8 protein-coding genes are annotated in these 13992 nt (G+C 63.6%); 7 read left to right on the top strand and 1 reads right to left on the bottom strand.

All coding sequences use genetic code 11. The annotated features are described in order from the left end of the window. Window positions 1-35: 35 nt before the first annotated feature. The 4 genes from E6C55_RS23925 to E6C55_RS23910 all read left to right on the top strand — a co-directional run bounded on the left by E6C55_RS23925 (window position 36) and on the right by E6C55_RS23910 (window position 8421). Window positions 36-2477 (top strand): alpha-L-rhamnosidase-related protein, encoded by a 2442-nt coding sequence (locus E6C55_RS23925; protein WP_136372345.1) that lies wholly within the window; start codon window positions 36-38, stop codon window positions 2475-2477. Window positions 2478-2484: 7 nt separating this feature from the next. Then, window positions 2485-4731, top strand: a complete 2247-nt coding sequence (locus E6C55_RS23920; protein WP_136372344.1) for a hypothetical protein — start codon at window positions 2485-2487, stop codon at window positions 4729-4731. Next, window positions 4728-5873 (top strand): SGNH/GDSL hydrolase family protein, encoded by a 1146-nt coding sequence (locus E6C55_RS23915; protein ID WP_136372343.1) that lies wholly within the window; start codon window positions 4728-4730, stop codon window positions 5871-5873. Before E6C55_RS23920 ends, E6C55_RS23915 begins: the two co-directional genes overlap by 4 nt. Before the next feature lie 76 nt (window positions 5874-5949). After that, window positions 5950-8421, top strand: coding sequence for a hypothetical protein (locus E6C55_RS23910; protein WP_136372342.1), 2472 nt, complete (start codon window positions 5950-5952; stop codon window positions 8419-8421). Between the two features lie 486 nt (window positions 8422-8907). Here E6C55_RS23910 and E6C55_RS23905 read toward each other — a convergent pair whose 3' ends face one another. Next, window positions 8908-10149 carry a beta propeller repeat protein gene (locus E6C55_RS23905; RefSeq protein WP_136372341.1) on the bottom strand — a complete coding sequence of 414 codons (1242 nt, stop codon included), beginning with the start codon at window positions 10147-10149 and terminating at the stop codon, window positions 8908-8910. Window positions 10150-10499: 350 nt separating this feature from the next. On the opposite strand from E6C55_RS23905, the gene E6C55_RS23900 reads away from it, so the two are divergent. The 3 genes from E6C55_RS23900 (at window position 10500) to E6C55_RS23890 (ending at window position 13900) form a co-directional block, all read left to right on the top strand. After that, window positions 10500-12665 carry an ABC transporter transmembrane domain-containing protein gene (locus tag E6C55_RS23900; protein WP_168735848.1) on the top strand — a complete coding sequence of 722 codons (2166 nt, stop codon included), beginning with the start codon at window positions 10500-10502 and terminating at the stop codon, window positions 12663-12665. Continuing rightward, window positions 12665-13168, top strand: a complete 504-nt coding sequence (locus E6C55_RS23895) for a hypothetical protein (protein ID WP_136372339.1) — start codon at window positions 12665-12667, stop codon at window positions 13166-13168. Before E6C55_RS23900 ends, E6C55_RS23895 begins: the two co-directional genes overlap by 1 nt. Before the next feature lie 225 nt (window positions 13169-13393). After that, window positions 13394-13900, top strand: coding sequence for a hypothetical protein (locus E6C55_RS23890; RefSeq protein WP_136372338.1), 507 nt, complete (start codon window positions 13394-13396; stop codon window positions 13898-13900). Window positions 13901-13992: the final 92 nt, after the last annotated feature.

Genomic DNA, 13992 nt, shown 5'->3' with positions numbered 1-13992 from the left:
CCGGGCAGATCGAAGAGGAGGCCGCGATTTTCCCAATGCCACATATGCCGGTCAAAAAAATATCGCGCGATCGGCACCCGTTCGAGGACCATGAGAGGGAACGAAGCGAGACGCTTCTGCCGTGGGAATACGACGATTACTGGCCAAGCGCGTGGATTCGGCACCCCGGGAGGCATGAGCCTCCCTTCGTGTCGGCCTTCGCGCTTCGGTTCGAAGCTCTTCAGGGCGATACAGTCGTCGTTCACGTCAGCGCCGATGAGCGTTACGAGCTGTATTACGATGGGGAAAGGGTCGGCCGCGGCAGCGAGCGAGGCGGCAAGTCGAACTGGTTCTATGAATCCTATGAATTCGATATTCGGCCCGGAGCGCATACGCTGGCCGCCCGCGTCTGGTCGCTCGGCAAGCTGAAGCCGTGGGCCCAGGCGACGATCGGACCGGGGTTCATCCTGGCTCCGGAGAGCGAGCGCTGGACGGGCGTCATCGGGACCGGCAATGCCCAATGGCAATCCAAGCGGCTTCGCGGGTATGGATTCGCGGAAGTCGCTTCCAAGGGAATCGGAACCGGAGCGAAGCTCTTGCTTGACGGAAGCCTTCACGATTGGGGCTTCGAACGTGGAGAAGGCGATGGGTGGATGACGGCCGAGCCGCTTCACAGCGGGAATAACGGCTACGTTTATACGTCCGCCGACAGCAAGCATATCATGCAGCCGTCGGGGCTTCCCCCCATGCTGGAGCAACCGATAACGGGAGTCGACGTTCGATATGTCGCATCGGCGGATTCGCTTGAGACGTCCGATGCCGCAATCGAGCGGAGCCTGCATCTTCCGGAAGAGAGCGGCAGTTGGTCGGCGCTGTTGAACGCCGGGCAGCCGCTCTTGGTGCCTCCGCGGACAGGGCGCCGAATTGTGATCGATATGGACAATTACTATTGCTTGTATCCCGAGCTGGTCACCTCGGGCGGCGCCGGCTCGGCCATTCGTCTTCGCTTCGCGGAAGCGCTGTACCGCCGGGAAGGCAACCGGGTGGTGAAGCGCAACCGCAACGATATCGAAGACTGCCGCTTCGTCGGAATCGGCGATACGTTCCTGCCGGACGGCGGCGACCGAAGGAGATGGGGGACGTTATGGTGGCACGCCGGCCGTTACGCCGAGCTTACGGTCATAACGGCCGACGAGCCGCTCTGGATTCAGGCCGTCGTCTTGACGGAGACCCGGTACCCGCTGCGGATCGAGAGCGAGTTCCGCTGCAGCGACGATCGTTGGAACGCGTTCGTTCCGATCGCCCTTCGCAGCCAGGAGCTGTGCATGCACGAGACCTACATGGATTGCCCTTACTGGGAGCAGATGATGTACGTCGGCGATTCCCGCCTCGAGGCGCTTCTGCAGTACGTACTGACGAAGGACGACCGGTTGACGGTGAAAAGCCTGCAGATGTTCGAACGTTCGCGCCGCAATCCGACGGGATTGGTCGCTTGCGCTTGGCCGGACGGCTCTGGCAAAATCATCCCTTCCTTCTGCTTCTGGTGGGTCTTAATGGTGTACGACTACGCGCTGTGGCGCGGCGATCGCTCCGTCCTCGCGGGCTTGCTGCCGGGCGTCCGCGACGTCCTGGAGCGGCTGCTGCTCCGTTCGGAAGACGGGCTGCTGCGCTCGCCAAGAGGCTGGAACTTCATGGACTGGCAGGCGGAATGGCCCGGAGGCATCCCCCCTCACGGCGGCGAGGAGATCAGCGGAATTTACAATTGGCTGGCCGTCTGCGCGCTGAAGCAGACGGCGGCCGTGGAGCGGTACATGGGCGAAGAGGAGCTGGCGAGTCGTTGGGAGCGCCTGGCCGCCGCGCTTGCCGAGGCGGCGGACCGCGCCTTCTGGAACGAAGAGCGCGGCCTGTACGCCGACGACCGGAAGATGGGCGCCTACTCGGAGCATGCGCAATGCATGGCCCTGTTAAGCGGTTCTATCGGACAGGAGCGCGCACGGAGGGTGGAGGTCGGACTTGCTCAAGACAGTCGGCTGACGCGGACCTCGATTTTTTTTGCCCACTACCTGTTTGAAGTTTATTCGTTGCTCGAAGGCGGCTCGCTGCCCATGGATCGCCTCGGCCAGTGGTTCGAGCTGGAGAGCAGAGGCTTCCGGACGACGCCCGAGGTGTTCGAGGACGAGACGCGTTCCGACTGCCATGCCTGGGGTGCTCATCCGCTCTATCATTTCTATGCGACGGTGCTGGGCATTCGTCCTTCCTCCATGGGCTTCGCAGAGGTAGCCATAACTCCGAGACTTGGAGATCTGAGGGAAGCGGAGGGGGAGATGGTCCACCCGCTTGGCGTCATTCGCGTCCGCTTCGCACGGGACGACGAAGGCGGACTATCCGGCATCGTCGAATTGCCCGAGGGCTTGCAGGGCTTCGTCTATGCGAACGGCGAGCAAGTGCGGCTTCGGGCGGGCAAGATGAAGGTTGATTTTACAGGAAGAAAGGTCTGAACGCATCATGGACATCTGGCTGTTCGCGCAGCACGCATACGATTCGAAGATCAGGCGGCTGGCTGCGGTGTTAAAGCCCGAGCATCTGGAGAGGGCGGTGTTCGAATGGATCGGCACCGCCCTGCAGGATCGCGGATTCTCCGGCATCCGGGAGAGCCTGCGGTCGCTCGAGGAGCAAGGGGCAAGAATCGGGGGCGGCATCGACGCCTATTACTGGGCTCCGTCCGCAGAGTCCGCGCCCCCGGACATGACGGCTTCCGACCTTCTGGAGGCGGACGGAGGCCCCGTCTCGACGGGAAGCCCGATTCATTATTTGCGCAACAATACCGAGGGCGGGAAGCGGCTGATCATATCCAAGCTCAAGCGTCAGATCGATCTTGGCGTCCGCTCGATTCATATCGACGAATACGATCACGGCACGGCCGAGAGCATCGACGACGTCATCGCCCGGCTTCGGGCTTATGCCATGGAGAAGCACGATCGGCCGATTCTCGTCTCGACGAACTCCCGGGGGTACGGCGGCCAGGACTTCACGATGTATTGCGGGGCGCAGCCGAACGGGCGGGAGCTGGCGGACTTCTACGTCCGCTCGTACCCGCTTCGCCTCCAAGGTCTGCCGGCCGGCCACGACTTCACCGGGGCCGAGACGGAGCCGTTCGACGGCACCTATCATCTCATTCCCGAGATGAGGGAAGCGCACCGGGCCGTCGCTCCGAAGCGATTCTATTATTTTATCGACTTCGCGGGCAGCCGCTTTGTCGCGCCGAAGGACTTCTCCGTATGGCCGAATTACGTGCGGATCGCGGAAGCGCAAATTATGGCCGCAGGCGGAATCCCGGGCGCCTTCCGCAGCTTCTACAACCGGCTTGGCGCTTACGAACGGGGGCTGCACGCGATCGTCGCCAATCGGGTGAAGTTCATTCGCGAGCTCGGGCCGCTGCTTCGGGACCTGGAATGGATCGAGCCGCAGCATCTCCGCGCGGACCGGGAGCGGATATGGACAAGCGCCTTCCGCCAGCCGGATCGGACAATTGTTCACGCGGTCAACGGGAACTACGACAACGGGAGCCAGAGCATGGCGGTGCAGCGCGATGTTCAGATCGAGCTGTCGGTCGACGAGCCGGTGAAGCGCATCTGGCTGACAACGCCGGACCTGCCGTCGAGCCGCCGAAGGACTGTGCTGGAAGAAGGAGAGTATGAATTCCGCGACGGCCGGGTGCGGTTCCGTATTCCGGCGCTCGACTTCCACGTCATCGCCGTCCTTGAGCACGGCGCGCCGTGGGACCCGGTCTGCGAGCCGATGGCGATCGTCCATCCGTTCCCGCTGCGGACGCAGCTTCCCGTTGGCAACGAGGTTCGCCTGACGGCGCTGCCGACGGAAGGAACGCTGCAAGAGCTCGACTGGTCAGCGATGTCGGCGGGGGCGGCGGAGGGATCGCAGGCCGGCCGGTTCGATGTCGGCTCGGTCGACGAGACCGGGCTTTACCGGGCGCCGACCCGGACGGAGGGGCGCACGGAGATTGTGCTGCGCGCGGCAAGCCGCGAGGAGCCCTCCGCCTTCGCGGACATCCGCCTCGCCGTCGTGCCGAATCTGTCTCTGCCGTGGACGCCGGCTGCGGACGGCGAAGGGGTGCCGGACGAGTGGGAGATCGTGGAGGGCCGGGGGGACTGGGCGTCCGGCTGCAGCGACGAGGATAACAAGGAGGACGCGGTTGGCCGGAGCGGTCTCGTGCTGCGCAACACGAACATCGCCGAGGCGACGGTGGAGCTGTCCATCGGCGGCGGGGCGGGGTATGCCACGCTGCTCAGCGGCGGCGATCAGACGTGGAGCGATTGCGAGTTCCGGGTTCGGTGGACCTCGGAGCGGCCGCCCATCGTCTGGTACGGTCTGGATTCGGAGCGTCCGAACACGTATGTCGGCTTCGTGTTCCGCTACCGGAACTCCGGCAACTATTGGTTGTACCAATGCGGCTTCGACGGCTTCGTCCGCCTGTACCGCTACCGGGACGGCGTCGGGCAGGAGGTTGGACAGCCGGCTGCCTTCCGGTACCCGGACGTCGAGGAGCCGAACGATATTCGCGTCACCGCGAGCGGAGCCGACTTCCGGTTCGAACGGAACGGGGTGCGTGTCCGCGACGATCGCGGGGTCGGGGAAGCCGACTGGCGCTGCGGCTCCATCGGCTTCGGCACGAGCTTCACGGCCAACCGGTTCGAGCGGATCGAGGTTCGCGGCGCGGGAAGGGGAACGTCATGAACCCCGATTGGAGCGTCGCCAGGCATCGCGGACCGCTTGTTCATACGAGGCGGGCGCTGGAGAAGGGAAGATTGACCGTCGGCTATGCCGGCGGTTCCATTACGGAATACGGCCCCTCGGCGCACAATTGGCCGGAGCCGGTCCATCGATGGCTGTCCGCCCGCTATCCGCAGACGAGAATCTATGTCGAGAATGCGGCGATCGGGGCAACGGGCAGCGACTTGATGCTGTTCCGGGCGGAGCGGGATTTGATTGGACGCGGGTGCGACTTGATTTTCCTCGAGTATGCCGTGAATGACGGCATGACCCCTGCGGACCGGAGAATGCGGACGCGAGAGGGCTTGATCCGCAAGCTGCTGGCGGGTGGGACGACCGATCTCGTTATCGTCTATACGTACAGCCAGCGGATGTACGAGTCGATGATGCGGGGGGAGATTCCGGATTCGATCCGCGAATTCGAGCTGCTGGCCGAGCACTACGGCATCGGCTCCGTCTGGGTAGGGCTTCACGCCTTGCGGGAGGTGCAGGCCGGGCTGATGACCTGGGACGAGTGGCTGCCGGACGGCCTGCATCCGACCCACCGCGGAAGCTGGAGCTATGCGCAGGCGGTGATGGAATTCATAAGCGCGGAGCTTGACGGGAAGGTTCCGGCGAGCGGCGGGAGGTCCTTCTCTCGGAAGAAGGCTGCTTCTTCCCATATCCCGCCGCCGTACATGGAGGATTCAGGGCAAGACCATGCGTGGGCCAATGCCGCACTCGTTCCGTTCGAGCAAGTGGAGCTGGAAGGCTCCTGGCTGTTCGTTCGGCCGACGGCCGTCCTGCCTTGGACCGACTGCCTGCTGTGCACGTCGGCGCTCGGCTCGAAGATGAGCTTCTCGTTCGCGGGAACGCGGCTGGCGCTCGGCTTCGACTTCGGCAAGCGCTCGGCCGAATTCGTCTACCGCATCGACGATGGAGAGCCGGTCCAATCTTCAAGGGAGAGGCCCGCCTGGTGCGGGGACGGCGGCTGGTTCCAGTTGTACTGGGTCGGCGGACCGCTGGAGCGGGGGCTTCACCGGGTCGAGATCGAAGTGGTGCACGGCAACCGGGAGGAGTGCGGGGGAACCCGCTTCCACCTCGGGCTGATCGGAGTCATTCCATAACTGGCACATCCACATAACAGGCACATCCATAACAGGCACAGGCAGGACCGGTACAGACAGGAGGAGAGAGTCAGACATGGAATCGCTTAAGAGCATCACGCTGGAAGTAAGCTTGAAGCCGTTCAAGAGTTTGGAGCCCGCGGACAGGGAAGCCGTATGCCGCCGCATGTTCGGCCAATGGAGCCCCTTGCTGGCGAATGCGGACCGGATTCAAGTGCTGTTGTGGACGTCGGACGGCTCGGAGATTCTGGAATACGATCTCGATCCGGACAAGGAAGTCGAATGGGCCAAATACATCGGAGGAGCCAACCCGCGGGAGAGGTGGGACCCGGCGGTCGATCCGGACGGCATCGGGCTGCACACCCGGAGCTATCTCTATACGGACCATCCTCCGACGCTGACCTACCGTCTTCTTCGCGAGCTCGTCGGCACGATCAAGGAAGTCGGGGCGGCCATGTTCGCGAAGCCCGTCGCGGTCGGCACAACGTTCGATCCGGGACCGGAATTCGCCAAGTCTTCCTTCAAGTACGAGCGGCACAACGAGATTTGCCACGGCGATACGATGGGGCGCGCGAGCTTCGTCTGCTGCTACGGCGTTCTTCATGCGGATTCCCGGCGTTATGCCGGCTTCCCCGACGGAATTCCGGAGGGCACGCCGTTCGGCACCTTCTTCGGCAGGCAATGCCGGCTGTTCCTTCGCGATATGGGGTTCGACTATATGTGGCTGTCCAACGGCTTCGGCTTCGGCACCGAGACGTGGGGGACGACCGGAGCGACCTATGACGGGCACACCTTCCACCCTGAGAAAACAGCATCTACGCAAGAGCGCATCCTGGAGTTCTGGAGACGGTTCCGCGCGGAATGCCCCGAGGTTCCGGTCGAGACCCGGGGCACGAATCTAACGGCAGGCATCGACCTGTCGACGGACGGCGTTCCCTTGCGCGGCATCTACGAGGGGGGCTTCGGCATTCTGCCTCCCCCGAACTCGCCTTGGGCGGCGCTGAACGGGGACTTCGGTCTGGAGCTGACGGGCCATATGTCGAGAATCGCCGAGCTGCCCTCCGGCGACGATTATTTGTTCCGCTTCTACGTGCACGATCCTTGGTGGATGAACAGCCCGTGGCTGGACCGGTACGAAGGCCAGCCGCACGACATCTGCTTGCCGATGGCCCTCTCCCGGATCAATGCCTCCGGCGAAGCCGTCGCGGCGAACCGCCTGAATGTGCTTACCGTCGACAACTGCCTCGGAGAGATGCCGGAGCAGGTGCCCAATGAAGTGATTCCGCACTTGATCAAGGCGAACGAACGCAAGCCCGACGCGCCGGCTCCGCTCGTATGGGTGTATCCGTTCCGGGAGTACCATGCCGCCGCGGAGGGCGCGGAGCCGAATCTGGAGCGGCCGTTCTTCGAGGACTGGTTCATTCGCGGGGCGATCAACAACGGGCTTCCGCTCAGCTCGGTCGTGTCCTCCGACAACTTCGTCGCGACGGTGCGCCGATTCCCGGCCCTGTACAACGGCTCGATTATCGTTACGCCGGTTCCCGAGCAGAACAGCGAGTGGGAGGCGGCCTTGCTCGGCTGGATTGCCGCAGGGAACAAGGCGATCTTCTATGGGGCGGCACGTCATGCCGGAAGCCGACTGCTGGATGCGCTGAACCTGGCGCTCGACTCGCCGCTTGACGGCGAGCTGGACCTGGAGCTGCGGCTGCCTGCCGACCGGCTCGGGGAAGGCGCTTGGCCGCAGCGAATCATGCACCGCCCCGAGATGTCCGACGGCGGCGTGGATGCGCGATTAAGCGACGAGGGCGATCGCCATACGGCGGCAGCCGCCTATGTCGGCAAGGGAGCGGAGCGCCGGGTTGCGGCTTTGATCCGCCGCCTTCCCGATTGGAAGGGCGGAGCGGCGGCTTGGGTGCGCGGCACGAATGCCAACCGGCATGAGCGGAACGAGCATCTGCTTATTCCCGATGCGCCGGACCGCTTCTTCCCTGCGGAGAGCCTGCTGCGCTTGCTGCTGGCGGAGCTCGGCACCGTCGTTCGCCTGGACAAGATGAACCCGAACGCGAAGACTCCCGTTCTGATGACGCACCGCAGCCGAGGGGCCTTCATCTATTCGGGATACGTTCCGGATACGACCGTCGAGCTGAAGCTGCGTTTGCCGATTGGGGCTCCTCTGCTCATGGGATGGGAGACGCGCCTTGCGGACGGCTGTTCCGTCTACCGCCTCCCGCGCGCCTGGCAGGCCGAGTGCCGCATCTTCGTGCGGCAGGAGGAGCGGACGCTGCTCGCCTGCAAGGAGGTCCCGTCCGTCAGCATCCGGATGAGAAGACGGATCGAGGCGACGGGACTGCGCGATGCGAACGTCATCGTGTTCCCGGAGCCGGGGTTCGAGGAGTCGACCGACTTCAAGCTGAACTCCGCCTATCCGCATCTCGTGGGCGAAGCCCTGGAGTGGAAGCGGCTCGACACGCCCTGGGGCGCCGCAATCGAGCTTGGCGGGATCACCGGAACGCTGCTGATCTCGACTCCGTTCTCAAGCCGCGGTTGACGACGGGCCGGCGGGCTCCAGAGGCGGGCCGGCAGCCGTCGCTGCCAGCGGTTCGCCGACGCTGCCGACAGCCCGCCAACGCTGCCGACAGCCCGCCGACGCTGCCAGCGGTCCGCCGTCGCTGCCAACGACCGCCGAATTTTATGCGAAAAATCACATTGGTGCTGCCCGAAAACGGGGTTTTTGGCCGGTTTTATGTGAAAAATCACATTCATGGAGAAATTTCCGGCCCGACTTGCCGGATATATATGAAAAACCGTATAAAACGCCGCAATTCCCCCTCCATCCCGGCCGACGAATGTGAAAAATCGCATAAAATCGCCAAAGGTACCGGAGCGGAGAACCGAAACAAACAAGCGAAGGGGCCGACGCCCGCCTGTGAGTAAAGGCGGCCCGTCGGCCCTTCTGCATGCAGCATCGTCTTCGCCTCCGGCCATGCCCGCCCCCGTCGTGCCGGCAGCGTCGGGGGCTGTCCGCCGCTCCCGCCTAGCGCGACGACGGCGTGACGTCGCGCCAGTTGCGGCCGCCGTCCGTTGTGCCGAGCAGCAGGCTGGCGCTCGGGTTCTGCGGGTTCATCGCCGCGGCCCAGCCGATCTGCGGCGAGAGGAAGCTTGTGTCCTCGACGCTGACGAGGCGCGGATCGTCCAGCTTGGTGAAGGACGAGCCGCCGTTCATCGTGCGGAGCAGGCCGCCGTCGACCGGGCCGGCGCCGACGCTGAGCGGCACGTAGCCGAACTTGGCGTTCACGAAGTCGAGCTTGACCGGATAGGGGCGGATGCCCGGAATTTTCTCGTTGCGAAGCTGCCAGCTAACGCCGCCGTTCGTCGTGCGGTACAGGCGCGAGCCGTGCGTATTCGGGTTCGCCAGCAGCAGGAAGCCGTTCTTCTCATTGGTGAACTGAATGTCGACGGGGGACCACTCGCCGCTCAGCTTCGGAGCGTTCGCGAGCAGGGTCCAGTTGCGGCCCCCGTCCTTCGTCCTCCAGACGGCGGTGCGGCAATCGGCATTCGCGTCGGACGGGACAAGGCCCGGGCCGGGGCAAGCCGTTCCGAGCCGCCCGGCGGCATAGCCGATGTTGTCGCTCGGGAACGAGATTCGGTACGGAGACGCTTCGGCGCTCGGAAGGGAGACGTCGGTCCATTCCTTCCCGCCGTTGTCCGTCCGCCAGATGCGGGTGCCGGTGCGGACGAAGGCGGCTTCGTCATTGACGGCGGCGACCTCGTTGTCCGCGCTCGCCTTCGGGTCGTCCTTCGACCATTGAACGGTCCACGAGTCTCCGCCGTTCTTCGTATTCAAGATGGAGAGCTTCGAGCAGACGGTCGCGCCGGCCTCTTCCGAACAAGAGGACGGGCCGACAGCCCAGCCTCGCTTGGCGTCGGCCATCTGGAAGGATGCGTTCTGCACGTTGTCCGGAAGCAGGCTCGAATGCCACCTTTTCCCCCCGTTGTCCGTTCGCCATACTCTCGTGCCGGTGTCCCCCTCGCTTGTCCCAAGTGTCCATCCGTGGTTGGAATCGACGAACTGAACGCGGTTCAGCTTAAGGGATGCGGCGTTGCTCGGAGCGGCGGAAGGGGACGGGCTCGCGCTCGGCGGAGGGGCCGCGATGGGACTCGGATTCGGATTCGGGCTTGGACTGGACGTCGGCTCGGAGGCGAGAGCGCCGGGGGCGCCGAACGTCACGAGGGCGATTGCCAGCAGCCAAGCGGCTTTGCTCGCGTATTTTCTCATCGGGATCTCTCCTGTTCTTGTTGGGTTGCGCCAGCCATTAGGTGTTCCCATCTTGTTCCATTTCTAGTCGCGGTTTGCGCAATGACTTTCCGAGTCGGTGAGGGGAATCCCCCCAATGCTGTCAGGTTTAGCGGAGAGCCGCAGCTTCGCGCCCGCTCTCTTCCCCTCCACAACCCCCGCCTCTCCACGAAGCTCCCTCCCCCCTAACACCGATATTTTCCGCAAATGGCCGCTCAAACCTGACATGAAGCGCTCTCTTTTCAGTTTCATCCACAGCTCAAAGCGGTACAATGAGTGTCAAACCGTCCGCATGCGGCGGTAAAAATCGCAGAAAAAGAGGAGTCCGGTGTATGGGACTATGGAAAATCATCGCCGCCGCCGCGCGCTCGTCTCCTCTGTTCGTCTCGCTCTTGATGGCCGCCGGCTTGTGCGATCTCCTGTTCAGCTACCTGACCTCTCTCAGCTTTCAATATTTGCTCGACCGGGCGCTGTTGCCGCGAAGCGGCGAAGCGCTCGCCATTATCGTCGGCGCGCTCATCCTGCTCGGGACGCTTAACGTCGCGGCCGGTCTGGCCGGCGACTATGCGGGCGCCCGGCTCGGCACGCGCCTTCTGCTCGATTACCGGCTGCGCCTGTTCAAGCATATGCAACTGCAATCGAAGCGCTTCTACGACCGATTCGGCATCGGCGATTTGCTTGCCCGCTATTCCGACGACATTCCCGCGCTGCAAGCCGCCGTCCTGCAAACGTTCAGAGGTCTGTTCCTGTCGGCGGCGGGCGCACTGATCGGCCTGTCTATTCTGCTGACGATGGAATGGAGACTGACGCTCGCGGCGCTGGTCGGGGCGCTTGTCCTGTTCCTGCCTTACCGGCTGCTCAAAAAACGCTCGATGACCTTAAACGGTTCCTATTTGCTGGAGCTCGAACGATTCAACGGCATGCTGGACGAAAATATTAAAGCGTTCCCGGTAATCCGCGCCTTTAATTTACGAGGCCGTATGCTCGCGAGGGTGGAGGAGGTTCTCGGCACGATGGCGCGCATCGGCGCGAGCCGGAATTTCGTCGCCGCGAATATGACGCGTCTGCCGTATTTGGCAATGTCGATTTTGACGGCGGTTATTCTCGCTTACGGCGGCTGGCTGACTTTCGACGGATGGCTGACGATCGGCGAGTTCATCGCGTTCAACTCGGTATTCGCGACGGCGGGTCAATCGGTCTTCGGAGTAACCGCGGCGCTGCCCTATTATTTGACGGCGCGCACAAGCCTGGAGCGGCTGCGGCAGGCGCTCGACTGGCAGCCCGAAGTCGATGAACAGGGGGAGCGCGAGCTGCCGCCGATTCGTTCGCTGCTGTCCTTGCGCGCCGTGACGTTCGCCTACGAGCCGGGCACGCCGGCACTGAAGTCAATCACCGTCGATATTCCGCTGCGGGGCTGCACGTCCATCGTCGGACCGAGCGGCTCGGGCAAGAGCACGGTGCTGCAGCTGCTGCTCCGCTTCGCCGACCCGCAGGACGGCTGCGTGGCCTACGACGGGCACGATGTTCGCGAAGTGCGCTACGATTCGCTGCTGCGGCAGACCGCGGTCGTCTTCCAGGATTCGGTGCTGCTGCACGGCACGATCCGCGACAATATCGCCGTCGGCAAGCCGGACGCGACGGACGCGGAGATCGAAGCGGCGGCGCGGGCGGCGGGCGTGCACGAGACGATCGCCGGTTTACGCGACGGCTACGCTACAATCGTCCGCAACTATGGTGACAACCTCTCCGGCGGGCAGCGCCAGCGGATCGCGCTGGCCCGGGCGCTCGTTCGCGAGCCGGGCGTGCTGTTCCTCGACGAAGCGACTTCGGCGCTCGATCCGGATACGGAGCGCGCCGTGAGCGAGACCATCCTGTCGCTCGGCAGGTCGCGGCCGATTGTCTCGGTGACGCACCGGCTGGCTTACGCGGCGCAGTCCGATTTTATCCTTGTGCTCGATCGGGGGACGCTGGCCGAGCAAGGAACGCACGAGCAGCTGCTCGCGCAGGACGGCTTGTATCGCCGGATGTGGGATAAGCAGCAAGGTTTCGTGCTGACACCGGGAGGCGCCGGCGCACAAGTGGAGCCGGAGCGGCTCGGCAGGCTGCCTTTCTTCCGCGGCATCGAGCGGACCGCGCTGGAGCGATTGGCTGCGCTGTTCGTCGCCGAGCCGTTCGCCCCGGGCGCTACGGTGGTCGAGCAGGGGGACAGCGGGGACAAGTTTTATTTGATCGCCAGGGGCAAAGTGGACGTTTTCGTCGCCGCTGCCGCTGCCGGCGGCTCCCGCCGTAAGGTCGCCACGCTCGAGGACGGCGATCATTTCGGAGAAATCGCGCTGATGGCGCATATCCCGAGAACGGCGACCGTCGTGACAGCGACTTCTTGCCTGCTCTTGTCGCTGTCGTACGATCATTTTCATCCGCTGCTGGAGCAGTATCCGGCTATTCGGAAAACGCTGGAAAGCTCGCTTGAATCAAGAATGCGGGGGAGGGAATCGTGATGCTGAACTGGAGGGTCGCCGACACGCAGCCGCTGCAGGAGGAGGGAGTCCGGTTTCTGTGCCGGCATGCCGACAAGCTCGGTGTCCCGTACAACTGGAGCACGATCGTCCACTCGCTCTATGCGGCCATGCGCGATGACGGCTTGCTGCTCGCGATGGACGGCGCTGGAAACGTGCGCGGAGCGATCGCCTGCGCGCTTGGCACGGGCGAGGACAATTATGCCGATCGCGGGCGAATGGAGGTTCATCTGCTCTATCTCGACGAGAACGTGCGAAGCGGCAGGGAGCCGGTCGGGGCGATCGCGGCGCTCGTCGAGCGCGAGCTCGAATGGCCCCGGCTGCTGGAGGCGATCGGCTTTTACGCCGCGCCCGAGGAACGTCTCCGCAACCTGTTCGGCAAAATCGCCGACCTCGACCATACGAGAGAGCATCGCTGCGGCCCGCTGGACTTCTACTGGACGACCACGGCCCGTCTGCGAGCCTTCGTCGGCTGCGCGAAATGACGAAGACCGGCATCGCTGCCGGTCCCCGATCCAAGCTTATTGCTTGGAATTGTCGTTGCTGCCCGAATCGCGCGGCGGAGCTTCCATCGGAGGCGCGTTGACACCGGATTGTCCCATGTGGATTCATCTCCTTTGTCGAATGTACGATAAATATAATCGAAATAGATGTTAAATACAAGAATATATTGAAAATATTTCTACAATAAAGATGGAGGAGGAGGGAAAGTGGTACGGATCGAGGTGTGCGAGACGACGAGCCAGTGGAGCAGATACACCGAGTTCTATATCACGCATCGAACGAGCATCGTACCCGGCTATCCGGTCGCGTTCGCCCTGAAGGATGTCCGCGATACGATGAGGCAAGGGCGCGGCGGCCTGCTGACGAATGAAGCGGACGAGGTGATCGGAATCGGCAGCTTTGTGCTCGGACTGGCGGAGGAAGGATTCGGGCGCAAGGAGATTGCGGTGCTCGGCAACAGCTTCTTCACGGAGCGCTACCGGGGGAACCGGACGTTCTTCCGCGGCCTGCAGGCGCTCGCGGAGCAGATTGCGGAGGCGAATCCGGACACGGCGGAAGTGCGCATTCCGACAGCGGCGGACAACGTTTATACGAACCGGCTGTACGGCAAGCTGGCGAAGCTGGCCGGAACCCGGGAAACCGACTATGGCACGGTGAACGTCTATGCGCTGCCGTATGCCGACTTTGCCGCTTTTTGCCGCCGATATGCATGACAGGAGAGCGACGGATGAGCCGGCGAAAACGCGATGGCTGCCGATCGCATTTCAATCGCTGTGCGTGCTGTTTGCGCCCGTCCGGCTGTTCG

Origin of the sequence: Cohnella fermenti (genome assembly GCF_004801405.1) — a bacterium.
Lineage (GTDB): Bacteria > Bacillota > Bacilli > Paenibacillales > Paenibacillaceae > Cohnella > Cohnella fermenti.
This window is presented reverse-complemented; position numbering and strand designations above follow the sequence as displayed.

Coding starts and splice junctions, on each gene's coding strand:
- E6C55_RS23925 (WP_136372345.1), top strand. CDS start 36: ATGCCACATATGCCGGTCAAAAAAATATCGCGCGATCGGCACCCGTTC.
- E6C55_RS23920 (WP_136372344.1), top strand. CDS start 2,485: ATGGACATCTGGCTGTTCGCGCAGCACGCATACGATTCGAAGATCAGG.
- E6C55_RS23915 (WP_136372343.1), top strand. CDS start 4,728: ATGAACCCCGATTGGAGCGTCGCCAGGCATCGCGGACCGCTTGTTCAT.
- E6C55_RS23910 (WP_136372342.1), top strand. CDS start 5,950: ATGGAATCGCTTAAGAGCATCACGCTGGAAGTAAGCTTGAAGCCGTTC.
- E6C55_RS23905 (WP_136372341.1), bottom strand. CDS start 10,149: ATGAGAAAATACGCGAGCAAAGCCGCTTGGCTGCTGGCAATCGCCCTC.
- E6C55_RS23900 (WP_168735848.1), top strand. CDS start 10,500: ATGGGACTATGGAAAATCATCGCCGCCGCCGCGCGCTCGTCTCCTCTG.
- E6C55_RS23895 (WP_136372339.1), top strand. CDS start 12,665: ATGCTGAACTGGAGGGTCGCCGACACGCAGCCGCTGCAGGAGGAGGGA.